14 protein-coding genes are annotated in these 17,311 nt (G+C 69.9%); 6 read left to right on the plus strand and 8 right to left on the minus strand.

Annotated features, from left to right (window positions below; translation table 11 throughout):
- Positions 1-2: 2 nt before the first annotated feature.
- The 3 genes from L3Q65_RS25075 to L3Q65_RS25085 form a co-directional block, all read right to left on the minus strand.
- Positions 3-905 carry an NADP-dependent oxidoreductase gene (locus L3Q65_RS25075; RefSeq protein ID WP_237596814.1) on the minus strand — a complete coding sequence of 301 codons (903 nt, stop codon included), beginning with the start codon at positions 903-905 and terminating at the stop codon, positions 3-5.
- Positions 902-2,410 carry a carboxylesterase/lipase family protein gene (locus tag L3Q65_RS25080; protein ID WP_237596815.1) on the minus strand — a complete coding sequence of 503 codons (1,509 nt, stop codon included), beginning with the start codon at positions 2,408-2,410 and terminating at the stop codon, positions 902-904. Before L3Q65_RS25080 ends, L3Q65_RS25075 begins: the two co-directional genes overlap by 4 nt.
- A 125-nt stretch (positions 2,411-2,535) precedes the next feature.
- Positions 2,536-3,252 carry a TetR/AcrR family transcriptional regulator gene (locus tag L3Q65_RS25085; protein WP_182891464.1) on the minus strand — a complete coding sequence of 239 codons (717 nt, stop codon included), beginning with the start codon at positions 3,250-3,252 and terminating at the stop codon, positions 2,536-2,538.
- Between the two features lie 372 nt (positions 3,253-3,624).
- Between L3Q65_RS25085 and L3Q65_RS25090 the strand changes: the two genes are divergently transcribed.
- The 3 genes from L3Q65_RS25090 to L3Q65_RS25100 are packed head-to-tail and all read left to right on the plus strand — an operon-like array spanning position 3,625 to position 7,955.
- A complete protein-coding gene (locus L3Q65_RS25090) occupies positions 3,625-3,963 on the plus strand; it encodes a CU044_2847 family protein (RefSeq protein ID WP_182891463.1) in 339 nt (112 codons plus the stop codon).
- Complete coding sequence (locus tag L3Q65_RS25095; RefSeq protein ID WP_237596816.1) at positions 3,960-5,936, plus strand: serine protease; 1,977 nt, start codon at positions 3,960-3,962, stop codon at positions 5,934-5,936. The genes L3Q65_RS25090 and L3Q65_RS25095 overlap by 4 nt, the downstream gene beginning before the upstream one ends.
- 6 nt (positions 5,937-5,942) lie before the next feature.
- Positions 5,943-7,955 (plus strand): WD40 repeat domain-containing protein, encoded by a 2,013-nt coding sequence (locus L3Q65_RS25100; protein ID WP_237596817.1) that lies wholly within the window; start codon positions 5,943-5,945, stop codon positions 7,953-7,955.
- 52 nt (positions 7,956-8,007) lie between these two features.
- Here L3Q65_RS25100 and L3Q65_RS25105 read toward each other — a convergent pair whose 3' ends face one another.
- Complete coding sequence (locus L3Q65_RS25105; RefSeq protein ID WP_237596818.1) at positions 8,008-8,880, minus strand: cyclase family protein; 873 nt, start codon at positions 8,878-8,880, stop codon at positions 8,008-8,010.
- 21 nt (positions 8,881-8,901) lie between these two features.
- Positions 8,902-9,258 (minus strand): helix-turn-helix domain-containing protein, encoded by a 357-nt coding sequence (locus L3Q65_RS25110; protein ID WP_182891460.1) that lies wholly within the window; start codon positions 9,256-9,258, stop codon positions 8,902-8,904.
- 86 nt (positions 9,259-9,344) lie between these two features.
- On the opposite strand from L3Q65_RS25110, the gene L3Q65_RS25115 reads away from it, so the two are divergent.
- Positions 9,345-10,640: an MFS transporter gene (locus L3Q65_RS25115; RefSeq protein WP_182891459.1), complete on the plus strand. Its 1,296-nt coding sequence runs from the start codon at positions 9,345-9,347 to the stop codon at positions 10,638-10,640.
- Here the strand turns inward: L3Q65_RS25115 and L3Q65_RS25120 are convergent.
- The 3 genes from L3Q65_RS25120 to L3Q65_RS25130 all read right to left on the minus strand — a co-directional run bounded on the left by L3Q65_RS25120 (position 10,624) and on the right by L3Q65_RS25130 (position 13,855).
- A complete protein-coding gene (locus tag L3Q65_RS25120) occupies positions 10,624-12,231 on the minus strand; it encodes an ABC-F family ATP-binding cassette domain-containing protein (protein ID WP_182891458.1) in 1,608 nt (535 codons plus the stop codon). The two genes, L3Q65_RS25115 and L3Q65_RS25120, sit on opposite strands and share 17 nt — an antisense overlap.
- Before the next feature lie 352 nt (positions 12,232-12,583).
- Positions 12,584-13,000, minus strand: coding sequence for a Dabb family protein (locus L3Q65_RS25125; protein WP_182891457.1), 417 nt, complete (start codon positions 12,998-13,000; stop codon positions 12,584-12,586).
- 12 nt (positions 13,001-13,012) lie between these two features.
- Complete coding sequence (locus tag L3Q65_RS25130) at positions 13,013-13,855, minus strand: SDR family oxidoreductase (protein WP_182891456.1); 843 nt, start codon at positions 13,853-13,855, stop codon at positions 13,013-13,015.
- Positions 13,856-13,967: 112 nt separating this feature from the next.
- Between L3Q65_RS25130 and L3Q65_RS25135 the strand changes: the two genes are divergently transcribed.
- Positions 13,968-16,634, plus strand: coding sequence for an AAA family ATPase (locus L3Q65_RS25135; RefSeq protein ID WP_237596819.1), 2,667 nt, complete (start codon positions 13,968-13,970; stop codon positions 16,632-16,634).
- Positions 16,635-16,756: 122 nt separating this feature from the next.
- Positions 16,757-17,200, plus strand: coding sequence for a hypothetical protein (locus tag L3Q65_RS25140; RefSeq protein WP_237596820.1), 444 nt, complete (start codon positions 16,757-16,759; stop codon positions 17,198-17,200).
- Positions 17,201-17,311: the final 111 nt, after the last annotated feature.

Below are 17,311 nucleotides of genomic sequence, written 5' to 3' on the forward strand. Positions count from 1 at the left end.
CGTCAACCGGGCAGAAGGACAAGCTTTCCGCGCACCCGGCCCGATTCACCGACCCGGTGCGCCTCCGCGACCTCGGACAACGGGAACGTCTGCCCGACAGGCAGGCTGAACTTTCCGGCTTCCACCAGCTCGCCGAGTTGAGACAGCACATAAAGCGCATGCACGCCGTCACCGCGGCTGAAGCGCACGCCGTGTTCCTGGGCACCGGCGAAGTCGGCGACGGTGATGACGTGTTCCGGGCCGCCCGCGAGCACCATCAGCTCCGGCAGGACGCCGCTTCCGGCGACGTCCAGGGCCAGGTCGACGCCCTCCGGTGCGAGTGCACGGACCCGATCTGACATACCAGGTCCGTAGGCAACGGGTTCGGCGCCGAGCGAGCGCAGAAAGTCATGTGTGGCAGTGCTTCCCGTGCCGATCACTCGCGCGCCCCGAGCCACGGCGAGCTGAACCGCGGCACCGCCGACGCTGCCGGAAGCACCGTTGACCAGCACTGTGGTGCCGCTCTCGACGCCGAGCTGATCAAGCGCACGCGCGGCCGTCTCGGCTGCGGCGGGCAATGCGGCCGCCTCGGCGAAGCTGAGCGACGGCGGGATGGGCGCGTAGCAGAACAACACGGTCAATTCCGCTTGTGCGCCACCGGAAGCGGCGAAACCGAACACGCGGTCGCCGATCGCGACATCCGTGACGCCATCGCCGAGTCGATCCACGACGCCCGCCGCCTCGTGCCCCATGGTCTGCGGGAGTTCCTGGTCCATCAGGCCCTGGCGTTTCTTCCAGTCGCTCGCGTTGATTCCCGCTGCGCGCACCGAAATCCGAATCTCGCCAGGCCCCGGACGCGGATCCGGGAGGTCGACGAGTTCGAGGACTTCCGGGCCGCCGAAGGTGCTGAACCGGACCGATTTCATGAGTCAATCCCTTCCCGGCCCGGGGCCGAGGATCGAAGAGGCAGGCACGGGAAGTCGTGACCTGCCCACAGGTTCGCGGACACCTGCTCCGGATAGGACCGCACGATCGGGTCGGCGCCGATCACCCAGGTCGTCCACGCGGCGTCGAATTCGCCCCATCCGGGACCCGCGCCGCGGGCGAAGCCGGTCCACGCCGCTCTCATCGCCGCCGAGAGTGCGGTGAGTTCCGCATTCGGTTGCGGTCCCAGCATTTTCTCGACCAGCGGGCCCGTCAGATTGCCGAACGTCAACGCGACGTCGGCGCCGTGGCAAGCGCCGAGCGCCCCGCCGGATCCAAGTGCTTCGAGGACGAACTCGTACAGATACGAGCGGCCGGTGTGGTCCCGGGCGAGGTTCACCGAAGGCATGCGGAACAGCCAGTCGGAATGGAGGGTTTCGTAGCGCAGCTCTGGCGTCGCATCCGGGAAAGCCGCGCGGTAGCCGTCCGGTGCCAACGCGGCGAGTGCGCCTGTGGTCATTTCTTCGGTGACCCGGCCGAGCAGTCCGCGTCCGGCGAGCATTTTGCGGAATTCGTCGCGGGTGTGTCCGACGATCAGTTCGACGTCCCGGGAAGCCCCGTTCCGGAGCGCCTGCCAAGGCGTGGCAGGAAGAACGTCGCCGTCGACGACCGGCGAGAACGGCGTCACCCCGTACGCGAAAGCGCCCCAGCGGCCGGCGTGCTCTCGTATATCAAGCGCGTCGACTGCCGCAGTCAGCGAGATATCACGGAGCCCCTCGACGGTGGCCGTGGTCCCGGCACTCGCCGCGATCGTGGCCATGACATCCGCCGCCAACTCCGGCGAGACGAACGTGCCCAGCACGCTCTGCGCGATCGCCCGGTGGAACAGCCCGGCCGCACACGGCATCGCGAGCAGCGCGGCGACCCCGCCCGCGCCCGCGGACTGGCCGAAGACCGTGACCTGGCCGGGATCGCCGCCGAACGCGGCCACGTTGTCCCGGACCCATTCGAGGGCCGCGACCTGGTCGAGCAGCCCGCGGTTCGCCGGAGCCCCCGCGAGCTGCCCGAACCCTTCGACGCCGACGCGGTAGTTGAAGGTCACCACGACGACGCCTTCCTGAGCGAGGACCGCCCCGTCATATCCGGGATCGGCCGCGCTGCCCGCGAGGTAGCCGCCGCCGTAGATCCACACCATGACCGGGCGGGCGCCGGACAGATCGGCGGTCCAGACATTCACGGTGAGACAGCCGCGCCCGTCGTCGAACGGACTCGGCGGCGGCGCGACCGCGGACGAGGGCACCTCCGCTTGGACCGGGATCGGCCCGAATGCCTCGGCGTCGAGGACGTTTTCCCAGGCACGGGGCGGCTGCGGCGCCGCGAAGCGCAGGTCGCCCACGGGCGGCGCGGCGAAGGGGATGCCGCGGAAGACCGCGAGGGTTCCCTCGGCCGTGCCGCGCACCTGGCCGCGGGAGATCGTCGCCACCGGCCGCTCTGTCCGTGCTTCCACGAACACCGTTCTACCAACGAACAGTGTTCCTGTCAACGCGCACGAAACCCCGCCCAGGTGGGCAAGATGTGTTTTCAGCCGGTCAAAGAGGGCCCTGACCTGCGCCGGAACGCCTCCGCGTCCGCCTAGCGGCGCGCCAGACCGTCGATCATCACCTCGAGCGTGAAGTCGAACCGGTCATGTCCCTCACCGGCCGTCAACTCGACAGCATGGCTCGCGGTATACGGAAAATCCTCCGCCGGCAGCGAAGCGAGACGCCGCTGCATCTCGTCCCGCCCGACGACCCACACGGCGTCCTTCTCCTCCACTCGCCGTTGCACGATCGACGTCTCGAGGCAGTAAGCGGCCACGTAAAGCAGCAGGGAATCCACGCCCCATGCCGCGGCCTGCGCCGGGACGCCGCCGTTCAGCAGGATCGCCAGCATCCCCTCGTTGAGCCGCGCGGTCTCGAGGTCGGTGGGCGCCACCGCGAACGCCGCGCCGGAGATCCCGGGGTAGGCCAGGTACAGGTCGCGCAACTGCGCGCACACGTCGCGGATCTGCTCACGCCAGTTCGCGGCGTCCGGCTTCGGCAGGACGATTTTCGCGCACAGCCGCGCGATGAGCAGCTCATCGAGGTCGGTCTTGTTGACCACGTGCGCGTAAAGCGAGGCCGGACCGGTGTTCAGCGCGTCGGCCACGCGGCGCATGGACAACGCCTCGTACCCCTCGGTGGCGATGATCTCCAACGCCGCGTCGACAACCTGCTCGACGGTGATCGGCACCGTGCGCCGCCGGGGCTTCGGAGCGGTTCCGGGTTTCGGTGGCTGGTGCCGCGCCGCGCGTCGTTCCTTGGGGTCCACCGGTGCACCTTATCTCCGCGTGTTCGTTCGCCGAACACCGTTCGCCAGGAAGCCGGGTCTGGTCGTCAGCGGGAGACTCGAAGCGGGGCCCCGCTGGGCCCCTGCTCGGGGCGCGCGGCAAGAGTCGCGCCTCGGTGATCCTTGGTTCCCGCTGCCCTCACGATGACTGCTTCATTCGGCCAAGCCGTGGTTTCGCTGTGCCGGGCCGCCTGCGGCTGTCCATTCTCCTCGGCCCGGTCGCGTGCTGCTTGCGCCTGCGCCGAACGCCCCGGGGGCCGAACACGGATTCTTCGATTCCGCCCTCTCCGGCCCGCCCGTTGTGCTTCACTGACCGGCACGAAGCGATCGCGGGTCCGAAGGGGTACCGAGGCCATGACGCAGTGGGTCAGAATGCCGGTCGGCGACGGCGACACCATTCTTTTCGAGACCGATCCCGCTGACGGCGGAAGCCGTGCGGCCAGCGGAAACCAGCCGGTCGGCCGCGGTCCGTCGGTCGAGCAGGCGTCCGAGTCGGTCCAGGAGGCGCTCCGGCGCGTCCGGCCCGCCGCCGAGGCCGTGCTCGCCGAGTTCCGGGCGATGGAGCAGCAACCGTCCAAGATCAGCCTGCAGTTCGGCATCAAGGTCACCGGCGAGGCGAACCTGGCGATCGCCAAAACCGCGGGCGAAGCGAACTTCACGGTCAGCATGGAGTGGACCGCGCCGTCGTCATGAGCGCTGATCCGCTCGTCGCGGCGGTCGTCCGGATCAGCGGGGCGGCGGGGGTCGGCGGGGCCGGTTTCCTGGTGGCTCCCGGCCGGGTCGCCACGTGTGCGCACGTGGTGGCCGACGCGCTCGGCGAACGCCGCGACGCCCCGCTCCTGGACAGCCTCGTACAGGTCGAATTTCCCTTGCTGGCAAAGGCTTCCCGGGTTCCGGCGCGCGTGGTCGACTGGCAGCCGGAGAGCGAGGACGGGGCCGGCGACATCGCGGTGCTCCGGCTCGAAGCGCCTGCCCCGCCCGGCGCGCTGCCCGCTCCTGCGCGGATCACCGACGACGTCCGCGGGCATTCGTTCCGCACGTTCGGATTCCCGTTCGACCAGGAAGCCGGGATCTGGATCGAGGGCAAACTGCTCGGCGCGCAGAGCACCGGCCGGATCCAGGTCGAGACCGACGCGCGGCAGTGGCGCATCGAGCCCGGGTTCAGCGGCGCACCGGTGTGGGACGACGACGCGGACGGCGTCGTCGGCATGGTCGTCACCCGGGCCAACCGCCACGACACCACCGCGCACCTCATCCCCGCCACCGCACTCGGCGACACCTGGACCGTCGCGGCGGAAAACCCTTACCGCGGGCTGAAACCCCTCGAAGAACGCGATGCCCCGCTGCTGCACGGGCGCGACGCCGAACTGGCCGGACTCGCCGGGCAGGCGGCCCGCGAGGACCTCGTCGTCGTGGCCGGTCCGTCCGGTTCGGGCAAGTCGTCGCTGGTCCGCGCCGGTCTGCTGCCGCGCCTGCGCAGCGAGGGCGTGCGGGTGCTCGACATCCGCCCGGACACCGCAACCGAACCGGTCGCCATGTTCGCCGCCGCGATCGGGCAACCGGTGGAAGACCCGCGAGCAGCCGCGAACGCGCTGGTCTCCGACGGTGCCGCAGTGCTTTTCGTCGACCAGTTCGAGGAGATCGTGGTCGCGGACCGCGACGGGGCGCGCCGGTTGCTCGAACTGCTCACCCGGATGATCGCGTCGCAACGACGAGAGCCGGGCCAACCGGCTCCGCTGCGGGTCGTGCTCACCTTGCGCGCCCGGTCCCTCGACGCGCTCATCACGCGCGAGACCGCGGGCCGGCTGAACAAGGCCGTCCGCTTCCTCGAGCCGATGTCCCGCGAAGAGCTGGCCGAGGCGATCACCGGGCCCGCCGCCGCGGTCGGCGGCCTCGCCTTTGAAGCCGGCCTGGTGCAGCGCATCCTCGACGACGCGATGGACCAGCCGGGAACACTGCCGCTGGTTTCGCTGGTGCTGGAACGGCTCTGGCAGAAACGGCACGGCGGCTGGCTCACCCACGCGGCGTACGAAGAACTCGGCCGGGTGCCCGGGGCGCTGGGCCAGGCCGCTGACGAAGCACTCGAAGCCTTGCGTCCGTCCGAAAAGGACGCTGCACGCAGGCTGCTCGTCCAGCTCGCGAGACCGGACGGCGAAGCGGGATTCGCCCGGCGTTCGGTCCGGTTGGCCGAACTCGACGCGGAACTCCAGGACATCGCGCACGAACTCGCTGCCCGCCGCCTCGTGGTGCTCGACGAACACCAACGCGCGGATCTGGTACACCAAGCGCTGATCGACTACTGGCCCCAGCTTCGGGGTTGGCTGGACGAAGACCGGGATTTCCTGGTTTGGCAAGCAGACCTGCGCCAGGACATCGACCAGTGGGAGCAGTCCGGCCAAGACCACGGCGGCCTGCTCCGCGGTGCGGCACTCGCCACCGCCCGGCAATGGCTCGCCCAGCGCGGCTCGGATATCACCGCGCCGCACAAGGAATACGTCGAACGCAGCTACGCCGCCGAACGACGCGGCATCCGGCGCTGGCGCATCGTCACCGCCGTCGCACTGACCTTGGCGCTGGCCGCGAGCGTGCTCACCGTGGTGGTGCTGCGCAACCAGGCGACGATCAACGACAATCTCCACACCGCCAACGCCATCCTCCTGGCCTAGGAATCCTTGCGCGACGCGAACGGCCAGGACACCTCGGCGTTGCAGATGGCGCAGGCGGCTTGGCGGGAAAACCCGCACAGCAGCGACGCCTATGGTGCGCTTTTGCAGCAGGAGCTGTATTGGCGGGGGATCGACCGGATCCTTCCGCCTCAGCACATCGCTCCGACCGACCGGATCCTGTCCACCGCGGACGGTCAGCGATTGATCATCAAATCCGCTGACCCGACGACCCCGGTCTCGCTCTGGCAAGGGCTCGCCGGTCCCGCGCCCCAGTCGCGCGCACTTGCCGTCAACCCCACCTCGTTTCTGGAGCTGAGCCCGGACGGCCGTCTGCTCGCCGAGTCCGGGAACGAACCCGGGGTCAAGATCTGGGATCTGGACAGCCCGGCCCCGCCGCTCGTCCTCCGTGCCGACGACGCGACAGCGTTCCAATCCGTCTCGTTCAGCGCGAACGGCCGGTACCTCGCGGGAGTGCCCAACGAGGTTGCCCGGCCCCGGCATCTCCAGATCTGGGATCTCCGAACCCGCCGCGCGGCCGCGACGACGCTGCCCGCCACCCTGGCGACGGGCATGGTGAACACGGTGTACCCGACCGACGACGGACGCCAAGTGGTCCTGTTCGAGCAGCCAAGCGATCCCAACGCCAAAACCGAGGCAGTAGTGCGCGACACCGCCACCGGTGCGCTGGTCCGGTCGCTCGGCCGCGGCGTCCTTCTCGACCACGGCCGGAAGATCGCCGCCTGCGACGCCGAAACAGCCACCCACGTCGACCTCTCCGGCACCCGGCTGGGGCAGCTCGCGAGCGGCGTCGACTGCTCCAGCCTGGACACCGACCTCACCGGACAGTTCGTGCTCCTGAACAGACCGGGAGCGGGACCGCTGGGCGCCGTGCACTGGCCGGACGGGAAGCGGTACTTGTTCGCCGATCCCACGGTGACGGTGAACTGGGCGACCGCGAGCACCTCGCCGACCCCGGTCCTCCTCCCCGCCCCGGACGGCCGGCTGATCGCGCTGACCGTGCGGAACGGGTCGATGCAGCTCAGCACGGTGCCCACGACGGACGCCAAGCCCGCCGACGCCACCTCGTGGAACCCGTCCGCCCGGTCCCCGGACGGCCAGCGCTGGGCAGCCCGCACCAAGACCGGAGAACTCGCTCTCCTGGACGCGCACCAGCAGGTGCTGAAGCAGGTCTCAGTGCCGTCGCCGACCGCGCTTTCCTTTGACGCCAGCGGAAAACACGTCCTGTCCGTCGGCAACGGCATGCTGCGGACCTACCGGGCGGACGACCTCGCCCTCGAACACGAAGCGCCGCTCCCCGGAGGCCCTTCCCCCAACGAGAACGGCACGGTCATCGCCGTCCCTGGCCAGAACGCGGTCGTCGTCTACGCGAAAACGGCCACGTTCTGGGACCCGGCCACCGGGCAGCAGACCGCGGCGCCACTGCCGCTGACCACGCAAGCCGATGTCGCCGAGGCGAAGGCCAGGCCAGGACATCCCGGGCAGATCTTCGTCTACGGCGGGAAAACAGCCGCGGTCTGGGATCTCCCGAGCCGGAAAGCGGTCGAGACGTTCCGCTCGGACTTCTTTCCCGGCACCCCGGCCATCGACCCCACCGGCTCGTTCGCGGCCATGGTCAACGGGGTGGGCAGCGGCGTGGTCCTGCTCGACCTGAACGCGAACCGGATGCTGCCGACGATGCCCGCGTCGATGAATACCCTGCACGGCATCGACGGCGAGTACCTGTTCGGGGAAGCCACCCTGGACTTCCAAGTGTGGCATTGGCCCGACCACAAACTGGTGACCGACGCGAAGCTCGGCGATCTCGCGGAGCACCGGTCGGTCGAGAACGGGAAGCTGTTCCTGGACACCAGACCTGGCCGCAGCCCTGCGGTCCCGCTCGACGGCGCCGCCTGGATGCGGCATCTGTGCGGCATCAACGACCGGGACTTCACTCCGGCCGAGAAGACCCGCCTGCCCGCGGGTGCGGAGCAAAGCCGTCCCTGCGCGCAAGGCTCGTAAGCAATGCCCTTCCAGCCAGCAGAATCTGACCGTCGGGGCACCGCGAACCCGCTCAGAAGACCGCGACCGGATTGACCGGCACTCCCGTCAGCCCGAGAATCCGCGGCGGTGCGGCCACGAACAGGAAGCTGTACCGCCCAAGCTCCGCGCAAACCGAGGCCAGTTCGTCGGCGTCCACGGCGTCGATCAACGGCATCCCCAGCCGCGGGAGGGCCACCCCGTGCATCGCGGGAGGGGAGCTCACCGGCGGGTAGGCGTCCGAGAGATCCCCGGCGTACAAGGACACCCCTCGCTCATGCATCCACCGCGCCGCGTCGAGGGTCATGCCGGGCATGGGGTTGCCGCGGTATCGGGTCCGCACCCAGCCGAACCGGGCGACGAGGGCGTCTCCGGGTTCGACGTGGACGGTGAAGCGTTCTTCCGCGGCCTCGAGGTCCTGTGCGGTGAGCGCGCGGTCGGCGGGAACCGGGCCGTCGGCGGCGAAATCCAGCAGGATGCCCCTGGTCACGATGCCTGCGGCGAAGGCAGTGGTCGATCCGTGCACGACGCCGCCCACCGTGACGCTCTCGTTCGCCGGGCGGCCGGGGTACACCTGCCCGTCTTGCGGGATGTGCGCCAGCGCGTCCAGGTGCGTGGACAGGGTGTGGTGGTTCGTCACGGTCAGGGCGTCCGCGTACGCGATCGCGGGGCTTCCGGTGTACAGCATCATCTGCTGGACCGGCGATTCCTCGGCGGTGCGCGGCGGGAAGGGACCGCTGAGCACCGGGGCCGGCTGGATCGGCACCGCCAGCGACACCGAGCGGCCGGTGCGGACTTCCCGCGCGGCTCGTTCCCGGACCTCGTCGGTGATCAGGTTCAGCGTGCCGAGTTCGTCGTCGGCGCCCCAGCGGCCCCAGTTGCTCGGCAGGTCGTTCCGCTCGCTCATGGTCATGATCGTACGGAGAAACTACCGTTGCTCCGCGGCGTGCGAGGCGTAGGAACGGCCCCACGCCGCCATCGCGTTCAGCACCTCCTGCGCGTTCTCGCCCAGTTCCGTCAGGCTGTATTCCACCTTCGGCGGCACCTGCGGGTACACCACGCGGCGCAGCAGGCCGTCGGATTCCAGTTCGCGCAATTGGCGCGTCAGGACGCGGTCAGTGAGATCTGACAGCAGGCGCGAGAGTTCCCCGAAGCGCAGCACGCCGTGTTCGGCCAGTGCGTGCAGAATGCTCGGCTTCCACGCGCCGCCCAGCACCATCGTCGTGATTTCGGCGGCGCAGCTTGTTCGCCACGCTCGTACGGCCTTTTCCGTTTGCGGGCGCATCCGGCCTCCTCACTATCCATTCGGTGAGTACTGGACGGTAAAGTCCGTACTTGTCGATCGCGGGGGTGTCCGGACAGGATCGTCGCATGGCGTTGACCCGGGTGGAGCCGCGGCGCGGGCTCGTGCTGATTCCTTTGCTGGCTGGGGTCCTCGGCGGAAGTCTCGCCCTCGGCATGGTCAACACAGCGCTGCCGCGGATCGCGGACGAACTGCAGGTGTCGGCGCCGGCACGGGCATGGATCGTCGACGTGTACCCGCTCGCGCTGGCGGTCGCGATGGTCGGGGCGGCTCGCGCTGGCGACCGCTACGGGCGGAAGCGCGTGCTGCTGCTTGGTGTGAGTGCGATGGCGGTGCTGAACGCGGTGGCCGCGGCCGCCCCCAGTTCGGCGTTGCTCATTGTGTGCCGCGGATTGCTCGGGGTGGCCAGCGCGTTGATTCTCGCCGGGGTCGTCGGCACGATCGGATCGCTCTTTTCCGGGCGGGATCTCGCGTTCGCCAACGGTATGTGGGTCACCGTGCTGGGAGCGGGCAGCGCGCTGGGGCCGGTCGTCGGCGGAGTGCTGACGGAAGGGCCGGGCTGGCGCTGGGTTTTCCTCGCCCTGGTGCCGCTCGCGGTGCTTACGATCGCGTTGGCGGTGTGGCTGCTGCCCGAATCGGCCGGACAAGCGGCTGCCGGATGGGAGATCCCGAGTCTGCTGTGGTCGGTGACGGCGATCGGCGCGATTGTGTACGGGCTGCAGGAAACCACCGTCGCACCGGTACGCGGGGTGGTGTGCGTCGCGGCGGGCATGATCGCCGGAATTGTGTTTGTCCGCAGACAGCTTCGGCTTCGGCAGCCGTTGTTGCAGGTCCGGCTGTTTCTGCGGCCGGCTTTCGCGTCGGCGTTCGCGCGGATCGTCGTTTCCGCCGCGACGGCTGCGGCCTGTCTCTATCTCGTCAGCCTCGAACTCCAGCACGCACAAGGGCAAACGCCGATCGAGGCGGGTTTCGCGCTCGCTCCGCAAGCCGTCGCCACCGCGGTCGGCGGATTGGTCGCGCCGTTCAGCTTGACCTGGTTGCGCAGCCGGACAGCAACGTCCATCGCATTGGTGATGCAAGCTGCCGGACTAGCGGCGGTCCCGTTGAGCCACACGGTGTTTCCGGTCGCACTGGTCGGATTCGGGTACGGCGCGATCGGCACCTTGGCGACCACCGCGCTGTTCGAGGCCGCGACCGCCGAGCACGCCGGAGCGGCCGGGGCGACGCAGGAAGCGGGGTTCGCCATCGGTGCGGGCGGCGGGGTCGCGGTGTTCAGCACGATCGCCGATCTCGGCGGCGGGACGGGATTCGCCGCCGCGCTGATCGCGGCGGGAGCGGTCACGCTCCTCACCGCGATCCGCTGACCGTTGTTTCTTCCACAGTGGACCCGAGCTGCACCCACCTCGTCGCCCCGATCGTGCGCAGGAACGGGAGATCGTGACTGACCACGATCAGCGCGCCCGCGTACGATTTCAGTGCCTGCGACAGCTGCCGAACGCTGGCCAGGTCCAGATTGTTCGTGGGTTCGTCCAGCAACAGCAGCTGCGGCGCCGGTTCCGCCAGCAGCAATGTCGCCAGCGTGGCCCGGAAACGCTCGCCGCCGGAAAGGCTTCCGGCGGGCTGGTCCGCCCGGCTGCCGCGCAGCAGGAACCGCGCGAGCTGAGCGCGGATCTCGTTGTTCGACGCGGAAGGAGCCGCACGGGCCACGTTCTGCGCGGCGGACAGTGTGTCGTCCAGGACGTCGAGCCGTTGCGGCAACCAGCGCACCGGCACCGGGAGCTCGACCGTCCCCGATCGCGGTTCGATCGCCCCGGTGATCGTTTGCAGCAGCGTGGTTTTGCCGGAACCGTTCGGACCGACCAGCGCGATCCGTTCCGGTCCGCGCAGGGCGAGGTTCACCGCGAGCCCGTTGCGAAGCTCCACATCGGACAATGTGAGCACTTCTTTTCCGGACGGCACCGAGGTTTCCGGCAGCTCGATCCGGATCTCGTCGTCGGCTCGGATCGCTTCCTCCGCCTCCTTCACCCGGTCCTTGGCCTCCGCCACCTTGTCGAGATGCATCGTGCGGTGCTTGCCCGCGGCGATTTCCGCGTCCTCCTGCCGTTTGCGCATCCGCACTTTGGGCTCGCGCTTGTTCTCCCACTGCTTCCGGCCGTACCGGGCGCGCCGGTCCAGCTTCGTCCGCGCCTCGATCAGCTCGCGCTGCTGCCGTTTGAGATCCGACTCCGCGGCACGCAGCATCCGCGAAGCCGCCTCCTGCTGGACGGCCACCGCTGCCTCGTAGTCCTCCAGATTTCCGCCGTAGAAGGTCACCTCCCCGGACCGCAGATCGCCGATCCGGTCGACGTGGCGCAGCAACTCGCGATCGTGAGATACCAGCACCAGCACGCCTTTCCATGCCCGGACCGCCTCGCCGACCAGCCGCCGGGCCCGCAGGTCCAGGTTGTTGGTCGGTTCGTCGAGCACGAGCACGTCCGGCTGCCGCAGGAACTGCGCGGCGAGACCGAGCAGGATCAACTCGCCGCCGGACAGCTCCCCCGCCCGCGCGTCGAGGGCGACATGCGAGAGGCCGAGCTGATCGAGCGTCGCGCGGGTGCGTTCCTCGACGTCCCACTGGTCGCCGACGGTCGCGAAATGCCTCTCGTCAGCGTCCCCGCGCTCGATCGCGGCGAGCGCGGAGCGCACCTCCGCCACGCCGAGCACGTCGTCGACGCGGCGTTCGGCGCCGAGGATCAGGTTTTGCGGCAGGTAGCCGAGTTCGCCGGACACGCTGATCGAGCCGGCGGTCGGCCGCAGTTCGCCGGCGATCAGCCGGAGGAGGGTGGATTTCCCGGACCCGTTCAGGCCGATCAATCCGGTGCGGCCCTCGCCGATGGCCACGGAGAAGCCGTCGAAGACGACCTCGCCGTCCGGCCAGGCGAAACCGAGGTCCGCGCACACAATGGAGGAAGACATAGGCGTAACTCCCCGTTCGCGAGTGGACAAGAACGCGGAGACACCGCGGCGCGGCGAGGACGGATTCAGGGTGCCGTCATCCGAGGCCAGACGCGCGACGGGCGGAAGAGCCCGGGTTCGCGGTGTCTATACACCTCAGAAGATCAATGCACCTCTCCGATGAACGGCGACAACTGACGTCAGCTTACCCAGCGGGCCGGACCGCGCGCCAACGAATTAACGCAGCGGGCGCTGCCTCCTGCCCGCGTGGCTCTTCGGCTCCGCCGAGGTCCGTGAGGGAAACCCGGAGAGAGGCAGACTCCCTCAGGGTTCCCCGCACGAACATCCGCGGCGCAGGCCGCGTCGCTGTCGGTCAGTGGCCGTGCTTCCCCGGTGCCGCGCTGCCGGTGTACTCGGCGAGCCCGGAGACGAGGTCCGCGATGTCCGGCACCTTCTCGAACCGGATCCGGTGGACCTCGGCGATCTTCTCGCCGATCTCCGGGTCCGGGTCGTCAGTGATGTCGGAGGACATGAACTCCTCGACCAGCGGCAGCCCCAGCCGGTCCAGTTCGAGGTGTGCCGGATGGTTCATGTACTCCGCGTACCCCTCGATGTCCTCGACCACCAGGACGGCGCCCAATTCGTACTTCCCGCCGAAATCAGGGCCGACGACGCGTGCCTTGATCGCCGGGATCCGGTCGAACAGCTCGCGCATTTTCGCGGTGACCTCGGCCCTCTCCCGGGCGGTGACCTCGGGCTTGAGGACGAGGCGAATGCTGTGGTAGATCATCGGAATTCCCTTTCAGAGGGCCGCGAACGCGGCGGAGTAGTCGAGGGCGAAATCGGTGAGATCACGGGCGGGGCGGCCGGTGAGGTCGGCGACGGCACTGTGCACCTCGGCGGCCTCGCCGCGGGCGTAGTGGGCGTAGTCCTCGACCAGGCCGCCGATCTGCCACGACGGGAGCAACCCGTTGAGCGCGGCGGCGAACTGGTCGGCGGGTGCGTCGTGGAAGGCGATGTCCCGTCCGGTGGCGGCGGAGAGCGCGTCGGCGATCTGCGCGTGAGTCACGGCGCGCGGACCGGTGAGCGGGTAGGTGCGGCCGGAGTGTCCGTCCGTGGTCAGTACGGCAGCGGCGGCGGCTGAGATATCTCTGGTGTCGATCGCGCTGACGGCCGCGTCGCCGATGGGCGCGGCGATGAATCCCTGCGCGATGGTGGCGGAGAAGTTGAGCAACGCCTGCAGGTAGAGGTTGGGCCGAAGCACGGTGTAGTCGAGCCCGAGCTTCTCGACGTGTGCCTCGACTTCGGCGTGCCAGCGCAGGAAGCGCACCGGCGAATCGGCGCGGGCGGCGTACTGGGAGAGCAGCACGAGCCGGTGGACGCCGGCGTCGCGGGCCAGGTTCGCGAACTGGATCTGCAGCTCAGCGGCATCGGGCGCGGAGGGGCTGTTGAGGAAGACCGCGTCGACTCCCTTCAGTGCCACGGCGATCGAGGCCGGATCGCGCAGGTCGGCGATCACGGTCTCGACGCCGTCGACGGGGCGGCCTCTGGTCATGGCACGGACGGCGCTGCCGCGGGCTTGCAGAGCGGGAATCAGCGCGGACCCGACGGTTCCGGTCGCGCCGGTGACGAGCACGGTGTCCATTGTGGATTGTCCTTTCCTCAGGTGACCTGTCACCACCTTCGCCCGGGCGCCGCTGCGCTCGCGTCGGTGACAATCGCCTACTTCGCCTACGCGTTGTCCTAAGGTTCCGACCATGCCCACCACGTCCTCCCTCATCGGCCGGCCCGACGAGATCGACCGCCTCCTCGCGCTGGTCCGGTCGGCGGAGCGGGGCGAGGGCGGGGCGCTCGTCCTGCGCGGCGAAGCGGGCATCGGCAAGAGCGCGCTGCTGGACCACGTCGAGCGGGCGGCGGAAGGGTGTCAACGGATCCGTGCGTCCGGTTCGGAGTTCGAGGGCGAGATGCCGTTCGCGGCGCTGCACCAGCTGTGCGTTCCCGTCCTGGCGCATCTCGACACTCTCTCGACGCCCTACCGCGACTCCCTGCTGATCGCGTTCGGCCTGGCCGACGGCGCGCCGGACCCGTTCCGCGCCGGTCTCGCCGCCCTCGAACTGCTGGCCACGGCCGCGGCGGAACGTCCGTTGCTGTGCGTGATCGACGACGCGCATTGGCTCGACGCCGCGTCGGCGCGGGCGTTGACGTTCCTGGCCCGGCGCATTTCGGCGGAGCCGATCGCGATGGTCTTCGCCGCCCGCGACCACGAGCCGATCCCAGGGCTCGACGAACTGCCCGGGTTGACCGTCGGCGGGCTCAGCGACGCGCACGCACGCGAACTGCTGGCCGAGCAGAAGACCGTGATGCTGGACGAGCGGGTGCGCGACCGCCTGCTCGCCGAGGCGCGCGGCAACCCGCTGGCCCTGATCGAGCTGCCGAAAGCAGGCGGCTTCGCGCTGCCGACGCCGTCGCCGATCGCGAGCCGGATCGAGCGGAGTTTCCTCTCTCGCATGGCGGATCTGCCCCCGGACGCGCGGGAGCTGCTGATTCTCGCCAGCGCCGACCCCACCGGCGACCCGGGCCTGCTGTGGGCGGCCGCCCGGCAGCTGAACCTCGACGTGCCCGCCGCGAGCGCCGCGGCTGAGGCGTCCGGGCTGATCCAGTTCGACACCCGCGCGCGGTTCTGCCATCCGCTGGCACGCTCGGCCGCTTACCGCGCGGCTGAGCCGAAACAGCGGCAAGCCGCGCATCGGGCGTTAGCCGATTCGACCGATCCGGACACCGCTGGCGACCGCCGCGCCTGGCACCGTGCGCAGGCGACCGCCGGGCCGGACGAGGAGATCGCGGCGGAGCTGGAAGTGTCGGCGTCCCGCGCGCAGGCCCGCGGTGGCGTAGCGGCCGCCGCGGCGTTTCTCGAACGGGCCGCCGCGCTGTCACTCGACCACGGCAAGCAGGTCGAACGCACACTCGCCGCCGCAAGGGCAACGCTCGCCGCAGGCCGGACCGACGCGGCCGCAGACCTTCTGACCAGCATCGACACCTCGACGTTGGCGGTCCCGCAACGCGCCTCCGCCGACCTGCTGCGCGGGCAGATCGCCTTCGTCCAGGGCCCGGACGGGGCGGTTCGCGGTCCGGAGATCATCCTGCGGGCCGCGCAACTGCTCGCCGACAGCGATCCCGGACGGTCGCGCGAGTTCTTGGTGGCGGCGCTGGAAATGGGCCTCGTCGTCGGGCGGGCCGCCGGCGTGCTGGACCAGGTGCTCGCCGCCGCGCCGCCGGCCGGACCGCCGGACCTCCTCACCGCCCTGGTCCGCTTGACCGCCGAAGGCCACCGCGCCGGGGTGCCGGCGATCCGGCAGGCCCTCACTGGCGACGACGAGGGCTGGATCCGCACGCCCGCCTTGGCCACCGTGCTCGCGGGCGAACTGTGGGACCTCGACTTGCACCGGACGATCGTCGGCTGGCTGGAACGGACCGGACAGTCGACCGGATCGCCGATGACCGTCCGGCTCGGGCTGTCGCAGGCCGCGCTCTACGCGGTGTTCACCGGGAACTTCGGCCAGGCGATGGCCGCGATCGCCGAGGAAGAAGCGATCGCCGACGCACTCGGCGATCCGCCGCAGCTGTATCCGCGAGCGCACCTGGCGGCGATGCGCGGGCGCCGGCAGGAGGTGCTCGACCTGTTCGCCGAGGCCACGAGCCGACGCACCGGCCAGCTGACCGCGAACGCCCACTGGGCAATGGCCGTACTGCACAACGGCCTCGGCGAATACCCGGCGGCGCTTGAGGCCGCGACACACGCGATCGCGAGCGGCGACCTGTTTCTCACCGGCATCGCGCTGCCCGAGCAAATCGAAGCCGCCGTGCGGTGCGGGGAGGACTCCGTCGCCCGGTCTGCTTTGGATGCGTTGGCCGAGCGCACGGAACCCGCTGGGACCAACTTCGCCCGCGGCATCGCAGCGGGCGCACGGGCGATGGTCAACGACGCGGAGGACGAGTACGTCGCGGCGCTCTCGTATTTGACGGACAGCCCGCTTTCCGTGCAGATCGCGCGGGCGCACTTGCGGTACGGGGAATGGCTGCGCCGCGCTGGCCGTCGTCGAGATGCGCGCGAGCAACTGCGTGCGGCACATGAGCAGCTGTCGAAGATCGGGTTGGAGGCGTTCGCCCGACGGGCTGCTGACGAACTGCGCGCGACGGGGGAGGTGGCGCGCAGCCGTTCGTCGCATACCTATGACCGGTTGACCATGCAGGAAATGCACATCGCCCGAGAGGTCGCTGCGGGAGCCACGTCGAAGGAGGTGGCGACGCGGCTGTTCCTCAGTCCTCGGACGGTGGACGCGCATCTGCGAAATATCTTTCGCAAGCTCGGTATCACTTCACGGAGGCAGCTCAGAGATATGCCTGATCTCCGCGACGCGGATTAGCCGGCTCGAAGGTGTAGCCAGGACCACCGTCAAGTCGGATAGGAGCGTTACTGCCTCGGGCAAGCCGCGACGACATGCTGATGTCGTGCCCGAGGGGCGGGCACCGGAGGGAGTCAGGTGCCATGGCGAGCGGTGTCCCGCGGATCCTTCCGAAGACCGCGGCCGCTTCGGCGCTTCGCCGAGTGGCCACGGTTCTCACCGTGCTCGGGCTGGCGATGATTCCCTGGCTGGTCTACCTGCACACCGAACTGCCTGCTACCGCGCAGGCCTCGCACTGGGCCTGGACGTGGACGGGTCTGGACAGCTTCGAGGCGCTCGGCTTGCTCTCCACCGGACTGCTCCTCAGATGCGGCGACCGCCGGGCCTGCCTGAGCTCCGCCGCGACCTCGGCCCTGCTGCTGGCCGACGCCTGGTTCGACACCATGACGGCTGCCCCTGGCCCGGATTTCACGCTGGCGGTGCTGATGGCCGTCTTCGCCGAGTTGCCGCTGGCGGCGGCCTGCGCGGTTCTCGCGACCCGGGCCTTCCCCCGGCCGGGCCGCCGAGCGGAAGAGCTCACGGCGTGACCAGGAGCTCGCGGTCCAGTCCGTTTCGGGAAGTCCCGGCCTGCCACAACGACGGCTCACGAGCGGTTCGTTCGGCCGACGTCCGTGCGGAGCAGCCGACACCGCCTGGCA

This window comes from Amycolatopsis sp. FU40, assembly GCF_021903635.1.
In the GTDB taxonomy this organism is placed as follows: domain Bacteria; phylum Actinomycetota; class Actinomycetes; order Mycobacteriales; family Pseudonocardiaceae; genus Amycolatopsis; species Amycolatopsis dendrobii.

Coding starts and splice junctions, on each gene's coding strand:
- L3Q65_RS25135 (WP_237596819.1), top strand. CDS start 13,968: ATGCCCACCACGTCCTCCCTCATCGGCCGGCCCGACGAGATCGACCGC.
- L3Q65_RS25115 (WP_182891459.1), top strand. CDS start 9,345: ATGGCGTTGACCCGGGTGGAGCCGCGGCGCGGGCTCGTGCTGATTCCT.
- L3Q65_RS25110 (WP_182891460.1), bottom strand. CDS start 9,258: ATGCGCCCGCAAACGGAAAAGGCCGTACGAGCGTGGCGAACAAGCTGC.
- L3Q65_RS25105 (WP_237596818.1), bottom strand. CDS start 8,880: ATGAGCGAGCGGAACGACCTGCCGAGCAACTGGGGCCGCTGGGGCGCC.
- L3Q65_RS25130 (WP_182891456.1), bottom strand. CDS start 13,855: ATGGACACCGTGCTCGTCACCGGCGCGACCGGAACCGTCGGGTCCGCG.
- L3Q65_RS25090 (WP_182891463.1), top strand. CDS start 3,625: ATGACGCAGTGGGTCAGAATGCCGGTCGGCGACGGCGACACCATTCTT.
- L3Q65_RS25140 (WP_237596820.1), top strand. CDS start 16,757: ATGGCGAGCGGTGTCCCGCGGATCCTTCCGAAGACCGCGGCCGCTTCG.
- L3Q65_RS25120 (WP_182891458.1), bottom strand. CDS start 12,231: ATGTCTTCCTCCATTGTGTGCGCGGACCTCGGTTTCGCCTGGCCGGAC.
- L3Q65_RS25095 (WP_237596816.1), top strand. CDS start 3,960: ATGAGCGCTGATCCGCTCGTCGCGGCGGTCGTCCGGATCAGCGGGGCG.
- L3Q65_RS25125 (WP_182891457.1), bottom strand. CDS start 13,000: ATGATCTACCACAGCATTCGCCTCGTCCTCAAGCCCGAGGTCACCGCC.
- L3Q65_RS25075 (WP_237596814.1), bottom strand. CDS start 905: ATGAAATCGGTCCGGTTCAGCACCTTCGGCGGCCCGGAAGTCCTCGAA.